Origin of the sequence: Archangium violaceum, assembly GCF_016859125.1 — a bacterium.
GTDB lineage: Bacteria > Myxococcota > Myxococcia > Myxococcales > Myxococcaceae > Archangium > Archangium violaceum_A.
This window is the reverse complement of record NZ_CP069338.1, coordinates 10,745,833-10,770,682: the sequence shown is the minus strand read 5'-3', so window position 1 is coordinate 10,770,682 and position 24,850 is coordinate 10,745,833. Positions and strand designations below refer to the sequence as shown.

Genomic DNA, 24,850 nt, shown 5'->3' with positions numbered 1-24,850 from the left:
GCCATGGAGCCCGGTGCGCCGCGGCCCCTGGCTTCTGGCATCACATACACGCTGGCCAGTTGTGCGCGCGTACCCGACTGTCCTCCCGGGCGAAATGGCAGGCGCGGGTTGTGGGCGGCAACGTCCGTGGCCACCTTGCGGCGCATGCGGGACCTCGGGGGCCCTGCATCGTCAGGAATCGGATAGAACACATGGAAGCCAGACAGCTCACCTCCGCACCGCGTGTCGTCGAGGTGGCCGACCGGACCACCTTCATGGCGCTGGAGCCGGAGTGGAACGCGCTCGTGGAGTCCACGGCTGATGAGCCTTTCTACCGTCATGAATTCTTTCGGATATGGCTGGATGATTTCGCCCCGGAGGCGCGGCTGCGAGTGTTCACGCTGCGGGATGGGGAGGGACGCCTCAGCGCGGCCCTGCCGCTGATGGCCGGGCGTGTCTCCATGTACGGAGTGCCGGTGCGGCAGCTCTCCGCCACGGCCAATCCGCATTCATGCCGTTTCGATCTGCTGGCGCGCGATCCCGGGGAGGCCTCGGCGGCGTTCCTCGAGCACCTGCGCGGAGACAAGAACTGGGACGTGCTGCTGCTCACGGACGTGCCCGAGGGTGGCGCTGGCTGGAGCCTGTACGCGGCGGCGAAGGCGGCGGGGCTGTCCGTGGGGACGTGGGAGTCCCTGCAGTCGCCCTACATCCCGCTGCCGGGCTCGTGGGAGGCGTACCAGAAGACGCTGCAGTCCAAGTTCAAGGCCAACTGCCGCCGACGGCGCCGCAAGCTGGAGGAGAAGGGCCGCGTCACGGTGGAGCGCGTGGAAGGCGGGCTCGAGCTGGAGGCGAAGCTGGAGGAGGGCTTCGCGCTGGAGGCGAGCGGCTGGAAGGGCCGGCGGGGCACGGCGATGGCGCAGGACGCGCGCACGCGGGGCTTCTATTCGGAGCTGGCGCGCACGGCGGCGTACGAGGGCCGGCTGGCGCTGTTCTTCATGAGGTTGGACGGGCGGGCGGTGGCCTTCCAGTACGCGCTGGAGTACGGCGGGCGCTACTTCCTGCTCAAGCCTGGCTACGACGAGTCGCTGGGCGACTGCAGCCCGGGACAGCTCCTCATGGAGGACGTGCTGCGCGACTGCGTGACGCGGGGCCTGCGCGAGTTCGATTTCCTCGGGCCGGACATGGTGTGGAAGCGGGACTGGACGGACAAGGTGCGCCGCCACACGTGGCTCTACGTCTTCAACGATACGGCTTTGGGTCGCGCGATGTGCGCGGCCAAGTTCCGCTGGGCCCCGGTGGCCAGGGAGGTGGTGGCGCGATGGAAGAAATGACGAATGCCCGGCTGTTCGTTCCCGCCCTGCCCACGTTGTGGCCGGGCATGCTGTTCGGCCGGCGCGAGCCGAGCAACTTCATGCCCTTCAGCGCGCCCAACGTGCGCTGGTTCTACTTCGCCCGCAACGCCGTGTGGCTGACGGTGAAGATGCTGGGGTTGGACAAGGGCGAGGTGCTCATGCCGGCCTACCACCACGGTGTGGAGGTGGAGGCGGTGGCGGACGCCGGGGCCACGCCGCGCTTCTACCGGGTGGGCAGCCGCTGGGACGTGGATGTGGAGGACGTGGAGCAGCGCATCGGTCCGAAGACGAAGGCGCTCTACCTCATCCACTACGCGGGCTTCCCCAGCCCCGCCGAGGAGATGCGCCGGCTGGCGGACAAGCACGGCCTGCCGCTCATCGAGGACTGCGCGCTGTCGCTGCTGAGCGCGGACGGCTCGGTGCCGCTGGGGACGACGGGGGACATCGGCATCTTCTGCCTCTACAAGACGTTGCCGCTGCCGCACGGTGGGGCGCTCACCGTCAACGGCCCGCGCTCGTACAGCCTGCCGGAGCCGCCCACGCCTCCCTTCACCTCCACGCTGAGCCATACGCTGTCCGCGCTGCTGCAGAACCTGGAGCTGCGCGGGGGCGCGTTCGGGCGCGGGGTGCGCAGCCTCATCCGGAGCCTCGGCAAGGGGGCGGTGAAGGCGGCGGACATCCAGCGGGTGGCCACGGGGACGCAGCACTTCGAGCGGCGGCACGTGGACCTGGGGATGAGCCCGTTCGCGAAGCGGATCGCCCAGGCGCAGGACCTGGAGGCGATCGTCGAGCGGCGGCGGCGCAACTACTTCTTCCTGTTGGGGCGGCTGCGGGACGTGTCCGCGCCGCTGTTCAACCAGCTGCCCGCGGGGGTGTGCCCGCTCTTCTACCCATTGGTGGTGGCGGACAAGGCGGAGGTGCTGGCGAGGCTGCACTCCAAGGGCATCGAGGCCATCGACTTCTGGAAACACTTCCATCCGGCGTGCGACGCCTCGGCCTTCCCGGAGGTGGCGCAGCTGCGGCGGAGCATCGTGGAGATTCCCTGCCACCAGGATCTCTCGCCGGAGGTGATGGCGGAGGTGGCCACGGTGGTGCGAGGCGCGCTCACGCAGGATCGCCGTACGCGCAAGCACGCGGGCTGAGCGAGCGGACACGACAACCCCTCCCTCTCCCTCCGGGAGCGGGTCGGGGTGAGGGTATTTCGAGACACGAGGTCGACACCGTGATTCACGAAGCGGAACTGTCACCCACGCCGAGCCCCGCGAGGTGGCTGGAAGTGGGCACCGTGCGGGAGCTGTCCCAGCTGGCGGGACTGAGGAGCGCCTGGGACGCGCTGCTGGACGAGAGCCAGGCGGGCCCGTTCAACGCATGGGAGTGGCTGTACCCGTGGTGCAGACGCATCGGAGCGGACCGCAAGCCCTTCGTGCTGCAGGCGAAGGATCGGAGCGGGGCGCTGGTGGGGCTGATGCCGCTGGGTTTCGATTACCACTGGGTGCTGGGCAGGCCCATCCGGCGGCTGGCGTTCCTGGGCGAGACGCACGTGGGCAGCGACTACCTGGACGTGGTGGCCAGGAGGGGCCGCGAGGAGGAGGTGGCACGCACCTTCGCCGGAGCCCTGTGGGAGCTGAGGGATCAGTGGGACGTGCTGGACCTGACGAACCTGCGAGAGGACTCGGTGACGGTGCGGGTGCTGCGGGAGACCTTCGAGAAGCACCGGGCGGAGCTCCAGCTGTCCACGCGGTACGTGTGCCCGTACGAGTCGCTCGGGAAGGGCGAGTCCTTCGACGACTTCCTGAAGCGCACGAGCCGGCGGGACAACTACCTGCGCCGCAAGAAGTGGCTGGAGAAGCAGGAGGGCTACCGCATCGAGAAGACGGAGGCGCCGGGCGCGCTGGCGGGGCCGCTGACGGACTTCTTCCGGCTGCACGCGATGCGGTGGGAGTCGGATGGGGGCTCTCAGGGCATCCGGGGCCGGGGCGTGGAGGCGTTCCATCGTGATGCCACGCAACTGCTGGCCGAGCGGGGCCGGCTGCGCTTCTACACGATGAAGGTGGGAGGGCAGGCGGTGGCCTCGGTGTACGGCATCCTCCACCGCGACTCCTTCATCTACTTCCAGTCCGGCTATGACCCGGCCTGGCGCAACCGCAGCGTGGGGCTGGTGCTGGTGGGCGAGACGTTCCGCGACGCCCTCGAGGCCGGGCTCACCGAGTACGACTTCCTGCGCGGCACCGAGTCCTACAAGTCCGACTGGACCACGAGGCAGCGGCGCACCGTGTCGCTGCGGGTGCTCTCTCCGGGAGGGAGCGGAGCGTGGCTCGTGCGGCGCGACGAGGCGATGCGGCAGGTGCGCGAGGTGGCCAAGCGCGTGCTGCCCCAGGACGCGGTCGAGCGGGTGCGCAGGTTCCGGCGCAAGCTCTCCGCGGTCCGCGGGTAGAGCGCTCGAGGCTCAGAACGGCGCGGGTCGCTCGAAGGAGACGTGTTGTCCCGTCTCCGGGTGCCGGAACGAGAGCGACTCCGCGTGCAGCATCAGGCGCTCGTCCGGGTGCCCATAGAGTCGGTCCCCGACGATGGGCGCGCCGAGGCCGAGCGGATGGGCCGCATGGACGCGCAGCTGGTGGGTCCTCCCGGTGAGGGGGAAGAAGGCCACCCGGGTGCGCTCCCCCCGCCGCTCCAGGACCTGCCACCGGGTGATCGCGGGCTTTCCGTGCACGGGGTCGTGGATCTGCCGGGGCCGGTCCTCGAGGTCGACACGCATGGGGAAGTCGATGGTCCCGTGCTCGCCCTGGACGGGCCCGGCGATCCAGGCCACGTAGCGCTTGTGGACCTCCCGGTGGACGAACTGCCGCTGCAGGGCCGCGTGCGTCCTCGGGTCGAGCGCCGCGACGAGCAGCCCCGAGGTATCCAGATCGAGCCGATGAACGAGGAGCGGACCCGTGGCGTGCGGATACCGGGCACGCAGTCGGGCGAGCACCGAGTCCGTCACCGAGACGTCCTTTCCGGGAACGGAGAGCAGACCGTGGGGCTTGTCGACCACGACGATCCACGCGTCCTCGAAGACGATGGCCAGGTCGTCGGCCACGGCGGCTGGTGGTGAGAAGGTTCTCGGGGAGGAGACTCGGAGACCCTCCAGCATGAAGGGGAGGAGGGGCCCGCACTTGTCCCGGCAGGCACCATAGAACGCACCGGCGGCGCGTCCCCCCGCGGACGGCGGAGCGCCCCACCAGAACTCGGCGAGCGCCAGCGGTCGCAGGCCATGCGTGAAGGCATGGGCGAGGAGCTTCGGGGCCGCGCAGTCGGCGGCGCCCGAGGGCGGCTCTCCAGGGGTGAACAGGGCCCGCAGGGGACGTCGCTCGCCCCGCGCGTTCGGGACCCCGTAGGTGTCGTGGATCCGCTTCATGAGCGCACGACAGACGATCCGCCGCAGACGTTCGAGGGCCCGGAGACGCCGCTCCAGGCGCGCTCTCCTCGGCACGAGCGCCCGTCGCTCCTCCTCCTGGGTTGCCTCCAACCGGCGCAGCTCCGCCTTGTCGCCCCGGCTCTCCTGATCCAGCGCATGGAGGGCCTCGCGCTTCCCGGCTTCCGCGAGCGCGTCCGACGCGGTGATCTCGGCCCGCCGTGCGTGACGACGCTTCCGCCGTTCCTCGTGCCGGGCGCGCAGCGTGGCGCGCTCTCTGGCATGGCGCGCCTCCTGCGCTTCGTGGGCGCTCCGGAGCGAGACGAGCTCCGGCGAGGTCCGGAGCTCCTCGGCGCGGGCGAGCAACTGCTTCACCACGGCCTCGCCAGCGGGCTCCACCCGTGTCCGAGCCTCGCGATCGAAGAGCGGAGGGACGAAGCCCGGGAGCTCCCATTGCCCGGCGAGCATGCTGGAGAAGGCTCGGAGGAACCCGATGCGCCCGTCGGGCGCCTGCACGACCAGCACACCGAACATCTTGCCGCCCTCGGGGCCATCGAGCGTCGAGGTGGGGACACCCGGGGCGACGAAGCCCCTCCGGAGCTCCGCCTGCATCATCTCCGCGGCCCGGCGCGCCAGCGCATGGGGACCGAGCGCGTCAAAGGGGCTCGGGAAGGCCTCGGGGACTTCGCCAGGGGCCGGCGGGGGCTCGATGGGGGTGATCCAGGTCTCCACGGCTCTCCGGTAACACGAAACCGCCGACGTATGCGCTACGGTCCAGCGCGTGGCGAACGGCTCCCTGGGAGGCGTCATGTCGGGACAGGACGAGTTCATGAGCAGGATCGCCGAGGCGATCGACAGGAGCCAGCGGGGCGATCGCGAAGTCGCTCGCCAGCTATTCGCCGATATATGGAAGGACCTCACCCCCCGGGGGGAGCCGTTCCACCGTTGCACGCTCGCGCATTACATGGCGGACGTGCAGGACGATCCGCACGAGGAGCTGCTCTGGGACCTGCGCGCTCTCGACGCCGCCGAGCAGCTCACGGAGGAGCGGGCGCGGGCGTTCCAACCGTCACTGCACCTCAACCTCGCTGAGGACTACCGCAAGCTGGGTGACCTGGCTCGGGCGAAGGAGCACGTAGCGAGGGCGGAGGCCGCGGCGGATGCTCTGGACGAAGACGGCTATGGACGGATGATTCGTGCCGGAATCGAGCGGCTCGCGCGGCAACTGGGCTGAGCGTCACGCGGAGGCGAGCAGCCGGGCGGTGGTCTCCCGTACCGAGCGCCGGGTGGTTTCGTTCTCGGCGACAGCGGGCCACGACTGCTCGTCCTCCTCGATGAGCCAGCGGGCCTCACCGGCGGGGGACCAACGCTCGCGCGAGAGGATGCGTGCGAGGCGTGCGGCGCAGACCTCGGGAGCTTCCCAGCCGCGCTTCACGAGCGACAGGAGCCAACCCACCGGGCCCGTGCGAGCCCCGAGGTCGGTGCGCACCACGCCAGGATGAAGGATGACGACATCGATCGCGGGATTCGCGGCGGCGATGTCTCGCATGGCGAGGGCGAAGCAGAGCTTGGTGGTGCAGTAGGTGCGGATGCCGGAGAAGTCCTCGCCGGTGGGCGTGCGGGCGGCATCGAAGTGCCCCTTGAGGATCAATCCCGCGCTCACCACCATGACGCGGCGCAGGCGCTCGGCGTCGAGGAGCGCCCGCTGCATCACCAGGGGAGCCAGGTGGTTGACGACGAAGGCTGTCTCCAATCCCTCGGGAGTGAGCACCCGCTTCGTCGGCCACAGCCCGGCGTTGTGGATGAGCGTCGCGCCCGGAGTGACGACCTCGGCGAGGCGCTGCCCCAGAGCCCGGGCCTCGGCGAGCGAGGAGAGATCACCCGGCACGGCGATGGCACTGCCGCCCTTCCGCTCGACGGCGGTGACGAGGGCGTCGAGGCGGGCACGATCACGAGCGACGAGGACGAGACGATCGCCGCGCCGTTCGGCGAGGGCGAGGGCCAGGGCGTGGCCGATACCGCGGGAGGCGCCGGTGAGGATCACATCAGCCATGGCCGGAGCCTGACAGGCATTGCTCCAAAGTGCGAGGGGTTGAGGGGGAGCGCATACTCCCTCTCCCTCCGGGAGAGGGCGGGGGTGAGGGTCGCCGCCCCTGTCCCATCCGATTGTGACTCCCCATCCCGTTCAGAGGGTTGCTAGCGTCGGTGCTTCATTCACCTACCAGGAACCGGACTCATGAACTTCATCGAGAGCATCATCTCCGAGGTCATCGAACCCAGTGCGATCGAGGTCGACCGGTATGGCAAATATCCCCGGGCGGCGATGGATGCCCTGGGCAAGGCGGGCCTGCTGGGGCTGATCAGCTCCAAGGAAGTCGGGGGAATGGGTGAGGGGCTTCGGGCAGCGTCCTCGATCGTCGAGCAGGTGGGCTCCTCCTGCGGGTCCACCGGGATGGTGTTGTGCATGCATTACTGCGGCGCGGCGGTCATCGAGCAGCACGGGCCGCGAGACATCCGGGAGGCCATCGCGGCCGGGCGGCACGTGACGACGTTGGCACTCTCGGAGGCGGGCTCGCGCAGCCACTTCTGGACGCCGGTGAGCACGGCCCTCGCCGTCCCCGAGCAGGACACGGTCCGGCTGGACGCGGACAAGAGTTGGGCCACGTCCGCGGGCCAGGCCGACAGCTACGTCTGGTCGAGCCGGCCGCTGGCCGCCAGGGGCCTGAGCACGCTGTGGCTGGTACCGGGCAACGCCGCCGGGCTGTCGTTCCCGGTGGTGTTCGATGGGCTGGGCCTGCGCGGCAATTCCTCCAGCCCCATCGTGGCCCGGGACGTGCGTGTTCCTCGCTCGGCGATGATCGGCCCGGATGGGGGCGGGTTCGACATCATGATGAACAACGTGTTGCCCCACTTCCAGGTGCTGGGCGCGAGTTGCTACCTGGGCATCATGGAGGCCGTCACGCGCAAGGCCGCCGCGCACGTGGCGAAGACGCGGCTGACCCACCTGGGGCAGTCCCTGGGCGACCTGGCCACGACGCGGGCCTACCTCGCGCGGATGCGCATCAAGACGGACATGGCGCGCGGGCTGCTCCTCGACACGCTGGATGCCATCGAGTCCGGACGCCAGGACGCGCAGCTCCGGGTGCTCGAGGTGAAGGCCGCCATCGGCGAACTGGCCCCCGAGGTGACCGAGCTGGCCATGCGCGTGTGCGGTGGGGCCGCGTTCCGCAAGGAGGTCGGCATCGAGCGGCACTTCCGCGACGCCCGCGCCGTCACGGTCATGTCACCGACCACGGATCTGCTCTACGACTTCATCGGCAAGGCGATGGTCGGAATGCCTTTGTTCGACTGAGCTGCTTCCGCTCTTACTGAAACTCAGTGACATCAGACCATGAGATTCCAGTGAGCGTGTGGCTTTCCCAAGATGTGAGAGCCCTGGAACTCGCGAGAGTGTTGACTCGGAGCACGTCTATCGTTTGAGTGCTGGCTTCTTCTGCTGGAGGCGCTCATCCCATGACGCGAAGAAGACGGTTGTCGCGAGAGCCCAGGTGGCGGGGAGGGTGGCGGCGCTCGGTGGTCCTCGGTCTCGCAGCGGGCATGCTCGCTGGCTGCGAGGGGAGGCTCCTCGATCCGTTCCAGGGCGAGGACTCGCCCGCGGCCAAGGAGCAACCGGCCCGGACGGTGCGGGTCGCCCGCCTGACCCATACGCAGTGGGCCAACAGTGTCCAGGAGCTCCTCCGGCTCGATGCGCCGCCGACGTCCCAGACGCAGGGCTTCCGGGCGGACCCGGCCCAGAGCGGCTTCCTCTTCGACAACGAGGCGCGGACCCTCTCCGTGGATGAGTCGCTCTGGGGCGCGTACCAGCGCGCGGCCTCGGAGCTGGCCGGGCAGGTGGCCACGAATCCGGCGCGGCTCTCGCGCCTGCTGCCTCCCGCGGCCTCCACGGCCGAGGAGCGTGCACGGACCTTCGTGGAGGAGTTCGGCCTTCGCGCGCACCGGCGTCCGCTGACGGCCGAGGAGGTGGAGGCCTACCTCGCGCTGTACCGCAAGGGGACCCAGGCCTACTCGGGCATGCCGGCGTTCGAGGCGGGCATCCGGCTGCTCATAGAGGCCTTCCTGCAGTCGCCGCACTTCCTCTATCGCGTGGAGCGGAGCACGCAGGTCAAGGGCGGCCGTGTGCCGCTCGAGGACCACGAGGTCGCCTCCCGGCTGAGCTACGCCCTGTGGAACTCCATGCCGGATGATGCCTTGTTCGCCGCCGCCCGGGAGGGCCGCCTGCGCGATCGCGAGGGCGTTCTCCAACAGGCGAAGCGCATGCTCCAGGACCCCCGCACGCGCGGCGTGGTGGACGCCTTCCACCGCACGGTTTTCGACGTGCCCCGTTACGCCTCCATCAAACCTTCCTCGACGCGCTACCCGGACGTGTCGGCGCGGCTGGCCGAGTACGCCGCGCGGGAGAACTCGCTGTTCGTCGGGGATGTCGTCTTCGAGAAGCAGGGGAGTTATTCCGACCTGCTCACCTCCACGTCCACCTTCGTCAACGACGAGCTGGCACGTATCTACGGGCTGAGCGGGACGTTCGGGACCGACTTCGTCCGCGTGTCGCTGGACTCGAGCCAGCGCCGTGGCGTGCTCACCCAGGTGGGCTTCCTGGCGTCACACGCGACGTCGGTGAGCCCGGATCCCATCCACCGCGGTGTCTTCCTGTCCGAGCGCATCATCTGCCAGAAGATTGGTGCGCCACCCGCCGACATCCCGCCGCTGCCGCCCGCGGGAGGACGGACGAACCGGGAGGTCGTCGAGTCGCACACCGAGGTCGCTGGCACCGCGTGCGCCTCGTGTCATGCGACCCTCATCAACCCGCTCGGCTTCCCCTTCGAGAACTTCGACGCGATCGGCGGCTACCGCACCACGGACAACGGATTCCCGGTGAACGCCAGCTCGGCCCCCCGCATCGGTCAGGAGACGCGCTCGGTGAGCAACGCCACCGACCTGGCGGAGACGCTCGCTTCCAGCCAGGCGGTGCACGAGTGCTACGCGCGCCACTGGGTGGAGTTCCTCAACGGACGTCCGGTGGCCAATGAGGACCAGGCCCTCGTGACGCGGCTCGGCCGCCTGTCGCGAGAGGGCCAGTTGTCCATCCTGGACCTCGTGGTGGAGGTCGTCACGGGCGAGGGCTTCGTCAACCGCCACCCGGAGGAGCTGCCATGAAGCTGAGCCGTCGACTGGTGTTGCAGGGGCTGGGCGGAACCGTGTTGGGGCTGCCGCTGCTCGAGGGATTGCTGCCGGGGGGAGCCGAGGCGGCGGAGACGCAGGCGCTGCCGTACGCCATCTTCTTCCGGCAGGCCAACGGCGTGGCCGCGGCGCAGACGACGAGCGAGCTCGGCAGCGAGCCGGAGCGCTTCTGGCCGAAGTCGATGGGCGCGCTCACCCCGGAGAGCATGTCCGGGCGGGCCGTGGGCGAGCTGGTGAACCACCGTTCGCGCCTGCTGGTGGTGCGCAACGTGAACATGAAGGACTTCAACTACGGGGACGGCCATGCGCGTGGCGCGTTTCAGGGGCTGACCGCCCGAGGTCCCGTGGTGGAGGGGATGGGCGGAAGCTCGGAGGCGTCCGGGGAGTCCCTGGACCACCGCATCGGCCGCGAGCTCAATCCGCAGAATCGCGACTCGCTCTTCCTCTACGCGGGCAGGAGTGGGGGATGGCTCGGTGGCGCCTGTATCTCCTACCGGAGCAGCGGGGTGCGCCGGGCCGCGTTGCATGATCCCTGGGTCTCGTACCAGACGATGATCGGCGGCACGGGAGGGCTGACTCCCGAGGCCCGCGAGCAACTCCTCGTGCGGCAGCGCAGCGTGAATGATCTGGTGCAGGCCCAGCTCAATCAGTTGAAGCAGAACCCGCAGCTCAGCTCCACCGATCGCCAGCGGCTGGATCTGCACCTGTCGAACGTGCGGGACCTGGAGGTCGCCCTGAGCTGCCGCATGCGGGCGGATGAGGAGCTGCTGCTCCAGTCCCGGGCGCCGGGCTACAACAGCTCCGACGGCGACGTGGTGATGGCCTCGCTGAAGATGCAGATCGACATCGCGGTACTCGCGGTGGCCTGTGGCACCACCCGCTCCGTCGCGATCCAGGTGGGCAACGGCAATGACAGCAGCACGCGCTACCGCAATCCGAGCGGGACCCCGATGGAGAGCTACCACTTCATCTCGCACCGCCGCATGTCGGATGGCAGCGACGGCACCGTCATCACGGGTGCGGACCTGATGCACCACTACGTGGACATGCATTTCGCGGGTGCCTTCAAGTACCTGCTGGACAAGTTGGCCGCCTACGAGATGCCGGATGGCAAGCGGCTGATCGACCATGGCGTATCCGTCTGGTACAACGACCTGGGGAACGGGCCCGCCCACTCGGCGAGGAACATCCCCTACGTCCTGGCGGGCAGCTGCAATGGCTTCTTCAAGCAGGGTCTCGCCATCGAGCTTCCGAACCCTGGCGCCCTCAATCACAAACGGATGCTGAACACCATCGGTAGCGCCGTGGGGCTGCGCAACGCGTCCGGAGAGTACCTGGACGACTTCGGAGATCCCTCCCTGCCCAAGGGCGTGCTCCCCGAGCTCATGGCGTAAGGGAAGCTGCGGTTCACCGGCTGCCTGCTGGTGAACGGCGCCATCACATGCGGCTGGTCCCGCCGGGGTCGTCGTTCTAGACCCCCGCTCGCACCGTCCCGAGGTGGGCTCGAGGACCGTCGACAAGAGGGTGACGATGCATTACCGCCGTTTTGGCCGTACCGGCTGGCAGGTGTCGCAGATCGCGCTGGGCGCATGGCAGCTTGGCGCGGATTGGGGCACGGTCACGGAGGAGGAAGCGCTGGCGACGGTCCGCGCGGCGCTCGATCGCGGCATCAACTTCATCGACACGGCGGACGTCTACGGCGACGGCCGCAGCGAGCGGTTGGTGGCGCAGGCGGTGAAGGCCCATGGCCGCGAGCGCGTCTACATCGCCACCAAGGCCGGACGTCGCCTGAACCCCCATGTCGCCGAGGGCTATGACGCCGCCCACCTGACGGGCTTCGTCGAGCGCTCGTTGAGGAACCTCGGCACGGATCGGATCGACCTGCTGCAACTCCACTGTCCACCGAGCGCGGTCTACTCTCAGGACGCGACGTTCGCCGCGCTGGATGACCTGGTGCGCCAGGGCAAGCTGCGCCACTGGGGCGTCAGCGTCGAGACGGTGGCTGAGGCCCGGCGGGCGCTGGAGCATGCCAACCTGACCAGCATCCAGATCATCTTCAACATCTTCCGGCAGAAGCCGGCGGAGACGTTGTTCACCGAGACGGCGGCGCGAGACGTGGCGGTGATCGCCCGCGTGCCGCTCGCGAGTGGCCTGCTGACGGGAAAGCTGCGCCGGGACACCCGCTTCGCCGCCGACGACCACCGCAATTACAACCGACAGGGAGAGGCCTTCGATGTCGGCGAGACCTTCTCCGGCGTGCCCTACGAGACAGGCCTGGAGGCGGTCGAGGAACTGCGTTCCCTGGTGCCCGCCGGTGCGAGCATGGCGCAGTTCTCCTTGCGGTGGATCCTGATGCAGGAGGCGGTGAGCTGCGTCATCCCGGGCGCCAAGAATCCGTCCCAGGCCGAGGCCAACGCCGCCGCGGCGGATCTGCCGCCCCTGTCCGAACAGACCCTGGCGGCGGTGCGCTCGGTGTATGACCGGCGCATCCGGCCGTTGGTGCACGAGCGCTGGTGAGGTCTCCCGCCTCACTTCGAGGGGGGCGCCTGGTGCTTTCGCTCGAAGGGGAAGCGCAGGATGGCCCAGACGGCGCGGAGCCGCTGGATGGCTGTCCCACACCTGGCTCGAGCCACGAGCGCTCGCTGTACGCCAGTCCTGGCAACTCGAGGGCGGGGCGGGCCATGTCCTCCATCGTTGGATGGAGCCATGGCCGCCCACTCCCTCTTGCGAGGACCTGACTAGAAGCGCATGCCCAGGGTGGCGACGACGTCGAAGTAGCCGCCGCTGGGCCTGTCGAACTGCTCCGAGAGATTCTCGTCCAGCAGCAGCCGGTAGGTCGCCCGGACTCCCGCGGTGAGCTTGCCCGCGTTGAAATCGACGCCCGCGGCCAGCGGCACCTCGCCCACCAGCTCCGACTTGTCGCTGCCCAGCAACGTGCCCTCCGCGAGGGTGTACGTGCCGCCAATACCGCCGCCCACGAAGGGACGCACGGCATCGAAAAGGGGAAGGGACAGCTTCAGCAGAGCGGAGGCTCCATGACGCGTCAGGGCCAGGTCGAGCACTTCCGCTTCGCTGATGACATTGCGCGCACCCTCGTAGCTCAACTCGAGGCCGAGGAAGCTCATGGCCCCCAGGTTCAACGTCAGGCCCCAGCTCGGACCCGGCTTGGCGACCTCACCCAGGTTGCCCGTGTAGTTGCCCACGCCGCCGCGCAGGAAGATCTTCTTGTTGCCGATCCACTCTCCTCGCTCCTCGGCGGCCGCCGCCGTGCCCGCCGTGCCCAGCGCCGCTACGATTCCCAGTACCGCCCTCCCATGACGCGACATCTCTCATCCTCCAGGGGTGTGAGTGTGCGCAAGCTAACCATCTCGTTCCGTCCGCGCATCCTTCGTGACTGAAATGTTGGGGCCGCACATCGAGGGGCGGGGTACTTCAGAAGCGATACCACCGCAGGAATCGGCCGAGCCTTCGGCGCGGCGGGAGGACCCGCATCATCCGGATGCTGAGGCGGGCCGGGAGCGAGAACCGGCCGCTCCAGGCCGGAGCGTGGGCCGCGACCTCCTCGATGCGTGAAGGCATCCGCGGGCTGTCCCGTCCAATTCGCGCTCGGCGCCCGGAGGGGAACCGGCGTCCCCGCCGCGCCCTCGCAAACCACGCTGTCGACCAGCTCCAGCGTGGTGCCGCCCTCCTTGGATGCCACGGCTCCACACGGCCCCGCGTCCGAGAGGACGGAGTGGACGAGCTTCACGCGCGCCGCGGGCGTGGTGTTGTTCTCGAGGACGATCTCACTGCCCTCGTTGGCGAAGAACTGGACCCGTCCTTCGCACCTGCCCCGGCGCGGCTCAAGTAGAAGGCGCGTCCCGGAAGCCGGGCCGAGGACAGTTGCCGCAGGTAGACGTCCCCACCGGCGAACGTGAACCGGAGGACGTGACGGCCCGGGGTGACCTCGAAGGACGTGGGAACCTTGTAGCCATGGAAGGTGCCGTGCCCGCCCGTGGCCGGGAGCGTCACGGGGAGGGGAGCCGCTCCATCCAGGCCGATCGTGACCTGGGCGGTCCCGCTCGCTCGGGAATAGTTGACGGATACCTCGTAGCGGCCGCCCGTGGGCACATCCACCGTGTACTCGAGCCACTCGCCCGTCACGCCCCGGACCTCGTAGGTCCCCGAACCCCGGATGCCGATGTCCACGGCCTCGCCAGGCCGGTAGTGCTGATGGGTATTGATCGAGTCCGAGTCGTGGTAGGCGACCCCCTCGCCTCCCTGGTCGAAGTCATGGGCCTTGATGACGCCGGGAAAGGTGTTGGCTCCGTAGGGCAGCTGCTCCGCGGCGCTCGCGGCCGCCGGAACGCTGACACACAACGCCAGAACGAAAGCCCCGCATCCACCAGCTTGCTGACTCGACATGGAGAACTCTTCTTTGGTGGTTTTCTTGAATTACGGGGAGTGATGTACCCAATTCGAGGCAGGAGCGAAAGAGGGGACATTCGCCCCCGGACCCATCGGGGCGGGGCTCGGCCGCACGCCTGGGGGTGAACCACTGACCGATGGTTCTGCGCCCGACACGTTCCTAGCTTGCTTGGGAGCGCGGGAGGAGGCGGACGAGATGGTCTGTGAGAACTGCCGGGCGAGGCCCGCGGTGGTGTTCCTCAAGCGGCGGATGGCCGATGGGCACGAGAACACCTTGAGTCTGTGCAACCACTGCGCGAGTGCCGTGGCCAGGGGCGACGGGTCCATGCCCTTCGGACTGGAGGGGCTGCTCGCGCAGATGATGGGCTCCCGGCCGAAGCGGGAGAACATCCTGGCCCAGCTGTCGGAGCTGGCGCAGCAGGTGCTGGAGCACTCGGCGCGGCTGACGCTGGAGTGGGGCTACGATCGCATCCGCATCGAGCACCTGCTGCTGGCGCTCACCCAGAAGGTCCCGGAGATCCGCTCGGCGCTCGAGGAGGAGGGCACGGACGTGGACGAGTACGAGGTCCGTCTGCGGCAGGTGATGGAGCGTCGGGAGCCGCTGCGTGCCGAGGGCGTGGGGTTGTCCTCGGGCATGAAGCGTGTGTTGCAGCTGGCGAGGCTCCAGGCGGTGCAGCTGGGACAGACCTTCATCGGCCCCGAGCACCTGCTGCTCGCCATCATGGCCGAGGGCGAGAGCTTCGCCGCCCAGTTCCTCTCCGACATCGACCCGGACGAGCTGCGCACGCACCTGACAGGAGGCGGTGTCTCCGGGACGTCAGGGGCCGCTCAGTCGGGCCGGGGCGCGGATCGGCTTCCGCCCCTCCTCACCCGCTTCACGAGGGACCTGACCGCGCTGGCGAAGGCGGGAGAGTTGGATCCCATCATCGGCCGCGAGAAGGAGATCGAGCGGGTCATCCGCATCCTGAGCCGCAAGAAGAAGAACAACCCGGTGCTCATCGGCGAGCCGGGCGTGGGCAAGACGGCCATCGCCGAGGGCCTCGCGCAGCGCATCATCGCGGGCGAGGTGCCGGAGGTGATCAAGGACAAGAAGGTGCTCTCGCTGGACCTGGCGGGCGTCATCGGCGGCTCGAAGTTCCGCGGTGAGTTCGAGGAGCGCTTCAAGGGGTTGATGGATGAGATTCGAGACCTCGGGGGCCAGGTCATCCTCTTCATCGACGAGGTGCACACCATCGTGGGGGCCGGCGCGGGCGAGGGCTCGATGGACGCCGCGAACATGCTCAAGCCGGCCCTGGCGCGCGGCGAGCTCCAGTGTCTGGGTGCCACCACGCTCGACGAGCACCGCAAGCACATCGAGAAGGACTCCGCCCTGGAGCGCCGCTTCCAACCGGTGATGGTGGCCGAGCCCACCCCGGAGCAGGCCATCGAGATCCTCCGGGGTCTGCGCGACTCATATGAGGCGCATCACCGGGTGAAGATCACCGACGCCGCGCTCACCGCCGCGGTGGAGCTGGCCGACAAGTACATCAGCGACCGCTTCCTGCCGGACAAGGCCATCGATCTGCTCGACGAGGCGGCGGCGATGGTGAGGCTGGGCGCGCACACCGAGCCGGGCCGCATGAAGGACATGGAGGAGCGGCTGACGAAGAAGGAGAAGGACAAGGAGGCCGCGGTGGCCGGCGAGCGCTACGAGGAGGCCTCGCGGCTCAAGGGAGAGATCGAGGCGTTGCGCGCGGAGCTGGACGGGCTGCGCACGCAGTGGCAGCACGCCATGGGGGTGACCGAGCCCACGGTGACGCCCGAGTCCATCGCCACGGTGGTGAGCGAGTGGACGGGGATTCCGGCGAAGAAGTTGCAGCAGGAGGAGTCGCAGCGGCTGCTGGAGATGGAGCAGGCGTTGCGTCAGCGCGTGGTGGGCCAGGAGGAGGCCCTGCGCGCCATCTCCGAGGCGGTACGCCGGGCACGCGCGGGGTTGAAGGATCCAGGGCGACCCATCGGCTCGTTCATCTTCCTGGGGCCCACGGGCGTGGGGAAGACGGAGACGGCGCGAGCGCTCGCCGACTACCTCTTCAACGACGAGAACGCGATGCTCCGCTTCGACATGTCCGAGTACCTGGAGCGGCACACGGTGAGCCGGCTCGTTGGCGCGCCTCCGGGCTACGTGGGCTACGAGGATGCGGGACGACTCACCGAGGCCGTGCGGCGGCGGCCCTACTCGGTGCTCCTGTTCGATGAAATCGAGAAGGCCCACCCGGACGTCTTCAACCTGCTCTTGCAGATACTGGACGACGGGCGGCTCACGGACTCACGCGGGCGCACGGTTGACTTCAAGAACACCGTCATCATCATGACGTCCAACCTGGGCGCCGAGCAGCTCGGACTCCAGAAGGGGACACTCGGGTTCCAGCGCCCCGGGGAGGGCGTGAACGTGGAGGACGAGCGGGTCGCCGCGACCATCATGGACGCGCTGCGCGGCCACTTCCGGCCCGAGTTCCTCAACCGCATCGACGAGATCATCGTCTTCCATTCGCTCAACCGCGAGCAGCTCAACCGCATCGTGGACTCGATGCTGGCGTCCACCCGGCGCAAGCTGCATGGGCAGAACATCACGCTGGAGGTTCGTGACGCGGCGAAGGACGAGCTGGCGCGGCGCGGGTTCGACCCGAAGTACGGCGCGAGGCCGCTGCGGCGGGTCATCCAGCGCGAGCTGGAGACGGAGTTCAGCCGGATGCTGCTGAGAGGGGATGTGCACGAGGGAGATCGGCTGCTCGTGGACTTCGCGGACGGGAGGTTCTCCTTCCAGGTAGAGGCCCGGGTCCGCGCTGTGGAGGCTCCGGCACCGGTGCATTGAGCCAGGCCCCCGAGAAGGGGGTCGCGCCATCCACCTGTTGACCGACCCTCCTCCGGATGACGGACATCCGCCGGATGACGGACGCGAGAAACCCGAGGGACGTGCGATTCCCGCTCGCATGAAACGATTCGCGGGCCTCTCGAAGCTCACGCTCATCACCCTGAGCGTCCTGGCTGTCCTTGGCGCCGTCTTCATCGTCCTCGGAGCCAATGTCCGCGGGCTCTTCGGTGCCAGCGCCGCCGCGCTTTCCAGCGGAGAGGGCGAGGAGGCCATGGGTTCGTCGCGGAGCTCGATGCTGAAGCGCAAGTCACTGGTGACCTTCGGATCGAATGAGGACGATTCCGGCGCCCCGGCGGGGGAGGATCGCTTCTCCACCTTCGCGGTGGACGTGGACACCGCCTCCTACGCGCTCTTCCGCCGCTATGTCTCCGAGGGCGGCATGCCGCCGCGCGAGTCCATCCGCCCGGAGGAGTGGGTGAACTACTTCCGCTACCGCTACCCCTCGCCCGAGCAGGGGGACTTCCGGGTGGACCTCGAGGGCGCGCCCTCGCCCTTCACCCCCGGCCGCCACCTCGTGAAGGTGGGTCTGCAGGGCCGCACCATCGCCAAGAGCCAGCGCAAGCCCACGCACCTCGTCTTCCTGGTGGACACCAGTGGCTCCATGGGCAGGCCGGACAAGCTGCCACTCGCCCAGAATGCGATGAAGTTGATGGTGGACGGGCTCAACGAGTCGGACACCGTGGCGCTCGTCACCTATGCCGGCAGGGTGCGCGACGTGCTGCCCCCCACCCCCGCCTCCGAGCGCGAGAGGCTCTTCACGTCCGTCGCCAGCGGAATCCCGGATTAAGGAGAGGCTGTCATGCCGCGACCCACCTCAACTCCGGTTCCCATCATCAGTGAGAGTGCGGCCTATACTGCCCGTATGGGTCCGCTGACTTCGAGTCTCGTAGACGATTCGCTCTGGCCACTGGTGCGGGTGACGTTGCCGCGTGTGATGACGAAGGAGCAACAGGAGGCGTTGCTGGGGCGCATCCTGTTCTATCTGCAGCGGGGGGAGCGGTTCGTCACTCTGGTGGACGCGCGTCAGCTCTGGTCGGTGAGCGCCGAGCTGCGCGAGCAGCAGTGGCTCTTCCTGCGACAGCACGAGGTCCTGATGCGCCAGTGGGCGATGGGGATCGCGGTCCTCATCAACTCACCCTCCGTGGCGCTGATGGTCCGGGTGCTCGTCCACCGCATCAAGCCCAAGGTGGTGCCGTACTCCGTCCTGTCCTCGTGGCCGGCGGCGGTGTCGTGGGCGGCGGAGCGGCTGGATGGGAACGGTCTGCGCGAGCACGCCCTGCGGGTACGGCAAAGCCTCGGCGCGTCTCCCGATGGAAGGATGTGGGTCGAGCCCCTTGGGGTGACGCATGGGGCCGGCGCCGTGCGACCGCCTCCGGAAAGAAGGCCGAAGTGGTAGAGGGGTGGACCCGGCCATCCGGAAGGAGCGGCTCGTCCATATAGGGAAGGGAGTGGCGGATGCAGCAGGCACGCACCTCGCCATCACGCGCCACCAGGCAGCGGGCAATGAACTGTCCCTGAACGTGGGCGTCCTGGGCCTCTTTCGGGTGCCACAGCAACTCTTCCTTGGAGAGGAGTCGAGGCGGCGTCATGTCCGGATCCAACACCAGGGATGGAGGCTCTCCGGGAACGAGGGGGCAGTGACGGAGCTCAAGGGGATGGAGACGGCGCTCCTCTTCTTCAGGTAGCCCACATTGGGAGAAATGTCCCAGGGCACCATGGAGGCCGGGCGAGTCGTCGAACGGCCCATTCCTCCCCAACGTGGGGTTTCTCGCGAGGAAGTCGAGGTCCTCCTTCCTGATGAGCTCGGAGGGAGAATCGCCCGGAGGCAATCGCGAGAGCACGGGCGCATCCAGGAGTTGGTAGCGACACAAGTGCTCCGCCCGCCGCACCAGTTCCGGCGCATCACGAGGCGGCTCGGGCGTGGAATGGGTGCTGCAGTACTTCCATTCAGGTGAAGCGGCACAACCCGCCAGGAGCAGCGCCAACAGGGCTGTCCACATGAGAGAACGGAACACGGCCGGGAGGATAGCCCAGGCAGTGCCAGTCGACGGTGCATACGGTGCAGGGTGAGCCGCCATCACCCGGCGGGCCGTCACCAGCCCCCATAGGGGACGGTGATGGCCTCCATGTAGTGGCCCGACGGATCCTGGAAGTAGACCCCGCGGCCCCCATCGTTGGTATTGATCTCTCCGCGGCGATGACCGCGCGGGTCGGCCCAGTGCTCGATCCCCCGATCGCGGATCTTGGCGATCAGCGCGTCGAACACGTCGTCCGACACGAGGAACGCATAGTGCTGGCCAGGGAATTCGACGTCGGATTCGATGTAGTCGAGCGTTACTCCGTCATCCAGCTTGACGGCCAGGAAGTGCCCGGCGGGTTGCGGCTCGGGGAGCCCGAGGAGCTCGGCGAGAAACTGAGCGGAGCGCACCTTGTCCTTCGCGGCGATGATCGTGTGGTTGAAACGGACGGTCATGTTGGGTCCTTGGTAGAGGGGCACGTGATGCCCTGCCCCGAGCCCAGCACGCTCACGGGGCCCCCAGGGCGCTCCGGTGCCGCGCTTCCGTTCACGTCTCAACACCAGGGGGCGTACCGAGCGCTCGTATCGACCGGGTCGAAATCCTGGACGGAGAGATCCTCATCGAGGACCGCCGCGAGAAGGAGTTGCCGAGAACCTCGCGTCCAACCGTCCCTTGTCGCTCGGCCAGGCGACGAGCATCGCCATGAGCGCCACGCTGCGGAGGGGGCCCTCGATGGCCCGACGAGCACCGCGCTCCAGAAGGCCCAGAAGGCACATGGCCTGCCGGCCACGGGCGTCCCCGATGCGAAGATGGTGGAGACCCTGGGACTCGCACCGGAGGACGTGTTCGAACGACGGAAGTGAGGTTCGAGCGCCGTACCGAGCGGATACCGGACGGTATGTCAACTCCGGTTGTCGGATACCGGCCGGTATGCCAAGAAGGACGGGTGACGAAGCGGATGACGCGTGAGGAGAGTCGGCAACAGACGCGGCAGCGTCTGCTCGAGGCGGCCGCCCGGGTATTCGCCGAGCGCGGCTTCCACGCGACCTCGGTGGATCAGGTCGCGGAGGCCGCCGGGTACACGAAGGGCGCGGTGTACGCGAACTTCTCGAGCAAGGACGAGCTGTTCCTCGCCCTGCTCGAGCAGCGCTCCCTGCGGGACGTGGAGAGCTGGACTTCTCCCGACGGGGGCCTGCTCTCGCTCGAGGACGTGCTGCGCGGCCACGAGGCGCTGTTGCACGCCCAGCCGGATGAAGAGGCGACCCGCTGGGGCCTGCTGACGCTCGAGTTCTATCTCTATGCCATGCGCGAACCGCAGGCGCGGAAACAGCTCGCGCGGCTCTACGCTTCCGTGCGTGAGCGCCTGAAGACGCTACTCGCCGCCCACTACGAAGAGCAGGGCCAGAGACCCGCGCTCCGGGTCGATCAGCTCGCCTGGGCCGTGTTCGGCCTCTCCAGCGGGCTCAGCATCCAGGCCTCGCTCGAGCCCGAAGCCGTCCCGAAGGAGTTGTTCCGAGACGTGATGAGGCAAATCCTGGCCACCTCCACGGATGCCGTCGGCACCACCCCTCGGGCTCCGCGGAGCGCTCCCTCCAGGAAGCGGCGCTGAGCCGGAGCCGCGAGCGGCGCGCGTGTCATCGGTGCCCTGGGAACTGCGCCAACGTCGTGTCGTACGCGCGGCGGGTCGCCTCCTCGATCGGGAGCTGCCGGAGTGCCTTCGACAAGACCTCGATGCCCCACGGGCCCCGATACCCCGCCGCCGACATGACGTCGACGAAGCCTCGCACATCGAACTCGCCTTCGCCGCAGAGGTTTCGGTACTGGGTGGTTTCCTCGACGAGGTCGGGCATGGACTTCAACCGTCCATCGTTGAGCTCGATGCTGAAGATGGAGTTGACGGGAAACTCCGCGACCGCCTGGTACGGGATGCCCAGCTTCACGATGTGCCACAGATCCAACACGATGCCGCCGTTCGGCGCGTTGGCACCGGTCACCAGCTCCAGCGCCCTGGGCAGTGAGTCGATGGTGGAGAAAGGCATCAGTTCGAAGCCGACGCGCGTGCCATGCTCGGCGGCGTCCTCGCACAGGCCGGCGAAGCTCTCGATCAACCCTGGCATCGGGCAGGGTGTGCGCAGGAAGTCACCCACCTTCAGGTGACGGGCGCCCAGTGCCTGCGCGGCCGTCAGCAGCATGCGCCGGGTCTGGTCGGAGGCCACACGCCGCTCGCCGTCCACGAACCAGTCGGTCAGGAATTCGAGCTCGACGTGCACGATGCCGTGATCGTCGAGAATCCGTTTCATCTCGGTCAGCGTGTAACGTTTCAACGAATGCGTGAGATCCGCGTGCCAGAGGCCCATGCCGCGGAAGCCCGCCCTGGCGGCGGCCGATACGCGGTCACGAAAATCGATGGGACTGTATTCGCGATCGGTATGTGGCTCGGCGCCGCCCGCGACGGTCCAATAGGAAGCCAACAGCTCGGGATGTTCGGTCATGATGCCCCGTGTCGCACGGGAGCGGTGTCGCGGCAAGCGAGGCATACCTCCTGGTGAAGCCCGTTGGGGCGCGGTAGATCGCTCCCGACGATGGCCGAATCCCTCAAGACCTTCTTCGACCCGAGTCTCGTGCGGCGCATCGCCACCATGCTGCGCACCGCTCACCCCTCGCTCCCCGAGCGCCGCTTCATCGCCGAGGCCTCCGAAGGGCTGGACGCCCTCGAGCTGATGGATCGCGCACGCCACATCATGCGCGCCATGCATCGCGCGCTCCCCGAGGACTTCGAGCACGCGGCGCGCATCCTCCAGGACTCGCTCGGGCCGCCGCTGGAGCGCACCGAGGGCCACGGGATGTCCGTGTTCCTCTACCTGCCCCACGTGCTCTACGTGGCCGAGCATGGGCTGGCGCACTTCGAGCCCGCCATGCGCCTGCAGCACGCGCTCACCCAACGCTTCACCGCCGAGTTCTGCATCCGCCCCTACCTGGAGCGCCACCCGCGAGAGACGCTCGCGCGCCTGCGTGAGTGGGCGGCCGATGAGAACGTGCACGTGCGGCGCCTCGTCTCCGAGGGCACCCGGCCCCGCCTGCCCTGGGCCTCCAGGCTCCGCGCCTTCCAGGCGGATCCCCGGCCAGTGCTCGCGCTGCTGGAGCTGCTCAAGGATGACCCCGAGCTCTACGTGCGCCGCTCGGTGGCCAACAACCTCAACGACATCGGCAAGGACCACCCCGTGCTGCTCGTGGAAACCTGCGAGCGTTGGAGCAAGGGCGCCTCGCCCGAGCGTCAGTGGATCATCCGCCACGCCCTGCGCTCCGCGGTGAAGCGTGGAGAGCCTCGCGCCCTGGCCCTGCTGGGCTTCGAGGGTCCGGCCGCGCTCGAGGTCACCGCCACCTTCGATCCGAGCCGCGTGCGCCTGGGGCAGTCCGTGCAGGTACGGCTCCACGTGACCAACACATCCCTGGAGCGCCAGAAGGCCGTGGTGGATCTGGCCGTGCACTTCGTGAAGGCCAACGGCGCCTCCCGCCCCAAGGTCTTCAAGGGGCGTACGGTGGACCTGGCGCCCGGTGCCTCCGCCACGCTGGAAAAGACCGTGTCCCTCGCCGACCTCACCACGCGCCAACACTACAAGGGGGCTCACCGCGTCGATGTGCTCGTCAACGGAGCGGCCAATCCCGTGGGCGCCTTCGACGTCTCCTGAACAGGTCAGGTCAGCGCTCCGCCGAGCTGAAGGACGCGGCTGATGGCCTCGTGCTGCGTGGCTCTGGAGCACCTGGGCCTGCCCACGGCAGGTGCGAGGCTGGCCCCGGCGCGCGGGCCCCTCCAGGCCGCGTGGTGTTGAAGCTCAAGCCGCCAGGGCCAAGAGAGCCAGGCCCCTGCCGCGCCCCAGGCGGGTTCCCAATCGGGGTTCAGGTAGTAGAGGACGGTGAGCCGCCGCGAGAGCCCACGCGAGCGATCGCGGTTGAAGTCCGCGTGAAGCGCCAGATGACCCCCACGAAGCGTGAGGTGCGGCCCGGCGCCCCGGAAATGCGGATCCGCGATGAGCCCCTGCACTCCGGTGGGTGTTTCCAGGAAGTCGAGGAACGACATGCTCGACAACTCCGAGAGCAGGTGTCGCAGCGCTCCGTGCACCCCTTCGAACGTGAAACCGGATCCTGGTGTACTCTTCGTGGCCTCGGTGCATCCGCCAGGAGGGAAAGGAGCCTCATGGACGTCATCACCCTGGTGGACTGTTCCATCGCGCTGCGCTCGGGGACGCGAATCCACTGCGTCACCGCGGCCATTATCATCCTGTTGGCCCTGGGGCCTCGCATCCTGCCCAAGCTGATGGGGGGTCCCCGCCCGGAGCCGCCACCGCCCGACGCTCCTTTCCAGAACACGGGCAGTGCGAGGCGCTCGGACGAGAACTGGGCGCTCGTCATCGCGCTCGGCGCGGTCTTCCTCATCGGCACGCTGATCGCCTGGGCTTCGAGCGCAGACTGACAGGGGGACGTCCCAGGGCATCCAGGTGCTGCATCCATGACGGGGCGGAACCTCACTCCCCGGAGATTCCTCGCATGCCCACTCCGCTCCGGCTGTAGCACCTACCGTGCTCGCCGGCGGTGACATAGTCTGATGGACGTGCGGTCGTTCCTGGCCGCCTCACCCGAGGAGCAGAATCCATGGCACTGCGCGACATCATGATCTCCGGCTTCGACGAAGGCGTGACGGTGGCCACGATCGTCAGGTGGCACGTGAAGTCCTTCGACACGGTCCAGGAGGGCCAGGTGCTCGCCGCGGTCATGGCGGGTCAGACCCCCATCACGGTGTCCAGCCCATGGGCCGGTCGCATCCTCGTGACACACGGCAGGGAGGCGGAGCAGGTCAAGGTCCACCAGCCACTCGTGACGATGGACGTCGAACAGAGCGTGCCCGCGCGGGACACCGCGTATCGGTCCCACGTCCACGGCCCACCCTCCTTCGCGACCCAGTTCGACCGTCTGCCCGGCGGATCCTGACTGACCGGGGCCGGGCTCCCTCAAGCGGGGAGGGAGGCGGGGCCACAGAAGGAGAGCATCTCCTTGGCGGCGACGGTGGAGGAGCCGAGGAAGCAGGGGACGGCGCGGGTGGATGGGGCCGGGCTGCTGTGCAGGATGGAAAGCACTGGGCCGGCCCCCTTCCGAATGCGACGTGGGTTCACTTGTTATTACGCTGGACCACCCTGACCTTGCCGCAGTCACAACACTGGAGTCTTTCCTGCGTCATGACGGACTGATCGCCTGGTTCATCCGGAGGCACCGGTGCCAGTCGCACGGGCGGTGCTCCGTTCGGATTCCGGTGGTTCGTGACAAGAGAGGACAGCACTCCTTCCCGAGGGAGGGCACCGGGCGCAGGTGCCCTCCCGGATGACTGCTCCTGGCGCGCGCCTGGGTGGCCAGGACGAGCGCCGGTTCGAGGTGCTTGGGGCGCCTGGCGGCGGCGCCATGGGGCAGGCCTTCAGCGCGGGGAAGCCCCGGGTGGGCTGCACGGCCCACGCTTGACTCTCCCCCAGGGGCAGACCGCCACCCTCCACGCATGTCACCCAGA

Annotated in this window: 24 protein-coding genes and 1 pseudogene; 18 read left to right on the top strand and 7 right to left on the bottom strand. The window is 68.5% G+C overall.

The annotated features are described in order from the left end of the window. Positions 1–191: 191 nt before the first annotated feature. The 3 genes from JQX13_RS45480 to JQX13_RS45470 all read left to right on the top strand — a co-directional run bounded on the left by JQX13_RS45480 (position 192) and on the right by JQX13_RS45470 (position 3,765). Positions 192–1,310, top strand: a complete 1,119-nt coding sequence (locus JQX13_RS45480) for a GNAT family N-acetyltransferase (protein WP_203405649.1) — start codon at positions 192–194, stop codon at positions 1,308–1,310. Continuing rightward, a complete protein-coding gene (locus JQX13_RS45475) occupies positions 1,298–2,473 on the top strand; it encodes a DegT/DnrJ/EryC1/StrS family aminotransferase (RefSeq protein WP_203405648.1) in 1,176 nt (391 codons plus the stop codon). The genes JQX13_RS45480 and JQX13_RS45475 overlap by 13 nt, the downstream gene beginning before the upstream one ends. An 80-nt stretch (positions 2,474–2,553) precedes the next feature. Further along, positions 2,554–3,765, top strand: a complete 1,212-nt coding sequence (locus JQX13_RS45470) for a GNAT family N-acetyltransferase (RefSeq protein ID WP_203405647.1) — start codon at positions 2,554–2,556, stop codon at positions 3,763–3,765. Positions 3,766–3,777: 12 nt separating this feature from the next. Here the strand turns inward: JQX13_RS45470 and JQX13_RS45465 are convergent, their stop codons facing one another. Continuing rightward, entirely contained in the window at positions 3,778–5,457 is a 1,680-nt protein-coding gene (locus JQX13_RS45465) for an RluA family pseudouridine synthase (RefSeq protein WP_239014248.1), read from the bottom strand. 76 nt (positions 5,458–5,533) lie between these two features. Here JQX13_RS45465 and JQX13_RS45460 point away from each other — a divergent pair, with 76 nt between their 5' ends. After that, on the top strand, positions 5,534–5,959 hold the full coding sequence (locus JQX13_RS45460) for a hypothetical protein (protein ID WP_203405645.1): 426 nt from the start codon (positions 5,534–5,536) through the stop codon (positions 5,957–5,959). Positions 5,960–5,962: 3 nt separating this feature from the next. On the opposite strand, the gene JQX13_RS45455 is transcribed toward JQX13_RS45460, so the two are convergent. Beyond that, positions 5,963–6,778 carry an SDR family NAD(P)-dependent oxidoreductase gene (locus JQX13_RS45455; protein WP_203405644.1) on the bottom strand — a complete coding sequence of 272 codons (816 nt, stop codon included), beginning with the start codon at positions 6,776–6,778 and terminating at the stop codon, positions 5,963–5,965. A 183-nt stretch (positions 6,779–6,961) separates the two neighbouring features. On the opposite strand from JQX13_RS45455, the gene JQX13_RS45450 reads away from it, so the two are divergent. From JQX13_RS45450 to JQX13_RS45435, 4 genes are all read left to right on the top strand, one after another. After that, positions 6,962–8,077 (top strand): acyl-CoA dehydrogenase family protein, encoded by a 1,116-nt coding sequence (locus JQX13_RS45450; RefSeq protein ID WP_239014247.1) that lies wholly within the window; start codon positions 6,962–6,964, stop codon positions 8,075–8,077. A gap of 161 nt (positions 8,078–8,238) precedes the next feature. Beyond that, positions 8,239–9,936, top strand: coding sequence for a DUF1592 domain-containing protein (locus JQX13_RS45445; RefSeq protein WP_239014246.1), 1,698 nt, complete (start codon positions 8,239–8,241; stop codon positions 9,934–9,936). Beyond that, complete coding sequence (locus JQX13_RS45440; protein ID WP_203405643.1) at positions 9,933–11,354, top strand: DUF1552 domain-containing protein; 1,422 nt, start codon at positions 9,933–9,935, stop codon at positions 11,352–11,354. Before JQX13_RS45445 ends, JQX13_RS45440 begins: the two co-directional genes overlap by 4 nt. Positions 11,355–11,490: 136 nt before the next feature. After that, positions 11,491–12,477: an aldo/keto reductase gene (locus JQX13_RS45435; RefSeq protein WP_203405642.1), complete on the top strand. Its 987-nt coding sequence runs from the start codon at positions 11,491–11,493 to the stop codon at positions 12,475–12,477. A gap of 221 nt (positions 12,478–12,698) precedes the next feature. On the opposite strand, the gene JQX13_RS45430 is transcribed toward JQX13_RS45435, so the two are convergent. Then, positions 12,699–13,286 (bottom strand): hypothetical protein, encoded by a 588-nt coding sequence (locus tag JQX13_RS45430; protein ID WP_203405641.1) that lies wholly within the window; start codon positions 13,284–13,286, stop codon positions 12,699–12,701. A gap of 418 nt (positions 13,287–13,704) precedes the next feature. Next, entirely contained in the window at positions 13,705–14,364 is a 660-nt protein-coding gene (locus tag JQX13_RS45425) for a carbohydrate-binding protein (protein WP_203405640.1), read from the bottom strand. A gap of 199 nt (positions 14,365–14,563) precedes the next feature. Between JQX13_RS45425 and JQX13_RS45420 the strand changes: the two genes are divergently transcribed. The 4 genes from JQX13_RS45420 (at position 14,564) to JQX13_RS45405 (ending at position 18,963) form a co-directional block, all read left to right on the top strand. Further along, positions 14,564–17,218, top strand: coding sequence for an ATP-dependent Clp protease ATP-binding subunit (locus JQX13_RS45420; protein WP_203405639.1), 2,655 nt, complete (start codon positions 14,564–14,566; stop codon positions 17,216–17,218). 118 nt (positions 17,219–17,336) lie between these two features. Further along, a complete protein-coding gene (locus JQX13_RS45415) occupies positions 17,337–18,065 on the top strand; it encodes a vWA domain-containing protein (RefSeq protein ID WP_203405638.1) in 729 nt (242 codons plus the stop codon). Between the two features lie 147 nt (positions 18,066–18,212). After that, the gene (locus JQX13_RS45410; RefSeq protein ID WP_203405637.1) at positions 18,213–18,674 is read left to right on the top strand and encodes a hypothetical protein; all 462 of its coding nucleotides are present in this window, start codon (positions 18,213–18,215) and stop codon (positions 18,672–18,674) included. A gap of 4 nt (positions 18,675–18,678) precedes the next feature. Further along, positions 18,679–18,963: a hypothetical protein gene (locus JQX13_RS45405; RefSeq protein ID WP_203405636.1), complete on the top strand. Its 285-nt coding sequence runs from the start codon at positions 18,679–18,681 to the stop codon at positions 18,961–18,963. 407 nt (positions 18,964–19,370) lie between these two features. Here the strand turns inward: JQX13_RS45405 and JQX13_RS45400 are convergent, their stop codons facing one another. After that, positions 19,371–19,751, bottom strand: a complete 381-nt coding sequence (locus JQX13_RS45400; RefSeq protein WP_203405635.1) for a VOC family protein — start codon at positions 19,749–19,751, stop codon at positions 19,371–19,373. Positions 19,752–19,778: 27 nt separating this feature from the next. On the opposite strand from JQX13_RS45400, the gene JQX13_RS56635 reads away from it, so the two are divergent. Continuing rightward, on the top strand, positions 19,779–20,159 hold the full coding sequence (locus JQX13_RS56635) for a peptidoglycan-binding domain-containing protein (RefSeq protein ID WP_203405634.1): 381 nt from the start codon (positions 19,779–19,781) through the stop codon (positions 20,157–20,159). 83 nt (positions 20,160–20,242) lie between these two features. Beyond that, entirely contained in the window at positions 20,243–20,905 is a 663-nt protein-coding gene (locus tag JQX13_RS45390; protein ID WP_203405633.1) for a TetR/AcrR family transcriptional regulator, read from the top strand. A gap of 25 nt (positions 20,906–20,930) precedes the next feature. Here JQX13_RS45390 and JQX13_RS45385 read toward each other — a convergent pair whose 3' ends face one another. Beyond that, positions 20,931–21,788, bottom strand: coding sequence for a sugar phosphate isomerase/epimerase family protein (locus tag JQX13_RS45385; protein ID WP_203405632.1), 858 nt, complete (start codon positions 21,786–21,788; stop codon positions 20,931–20,933). A gap of 90 nt (positions 21,789–21,878) precedes the next feature. Between JQX13_RS45385 and JQX13_RS45380 the strand changes: the two genes are divergently transcribed. Beyond that, positions 21,879–22,985, top strand: a complete 1,107-nt coding sequence (locus tag JQX13_RS45380) for a DNA alkylation repair protein (protein ID WP_203405631.1) — start codon at positions 21,879–21,881, stop codon at positions 22,983–22,985. Positions 22,986–23,167: 182 nt separating this feature from the next. Here JQX13_RS45380 and JQX13_RS45375 read toward each other — a convergent pair. Next, a pseudogene (locus JQX13_RS45375) lies at positions 23,168–23,425 on the bottom strand (2OG-Fe(II) oxygenase); the annotation flags it as partial. Between the two features lie 66 nt (positions 23,426–23,491). On the opposite strand from JQX13_RS45375, the gene JQX13_RS45370 reads away from it, so the two are divergent. The 3 genes from JQX13_RS45370 to JQX13_RS55730 all read left to right on the top strand — a co-directional run bounded on the left by JQX13_RS45370 (position 23,492) and on the right by JQX13_RS55730 (position 24,804). Then, positions 23,492–23,767, top strand: coding sequence for a hypothetical protein (locus JQX13_RS45370; RefSeq protein WP_203405630.1), 276 nt, complete (start codon positions 23,492–23,494; stop codon positions 23,765–23,767). Positions 23,768–23,946: 179 nt separating this feature from the next. Continuing rightward, positions 23,947–24,282, top strand: a complete 336-nt coding sequence (locus JQX13_RS45365; protein WP_203405629.1) for a biotin/lipoyl-containing protein — start codon at positions 23,947–23,949, stop codon at positions 24,280–24,282. 387 nt (positions 24,283–24,669) lie between these two features. Next, positions 24,670–24,804 (top strand): hypothetical protein, encoded by a 135-nt coding sequence (locus tag JQX13_RS55730; protein ID WP_275424927.1) that lies wholly within the window; start codon positions 24,670–24,672, stop codon positions 24,802–24,804. Positions 24,805–24,850: the final 46 nt, after the last annotated feature.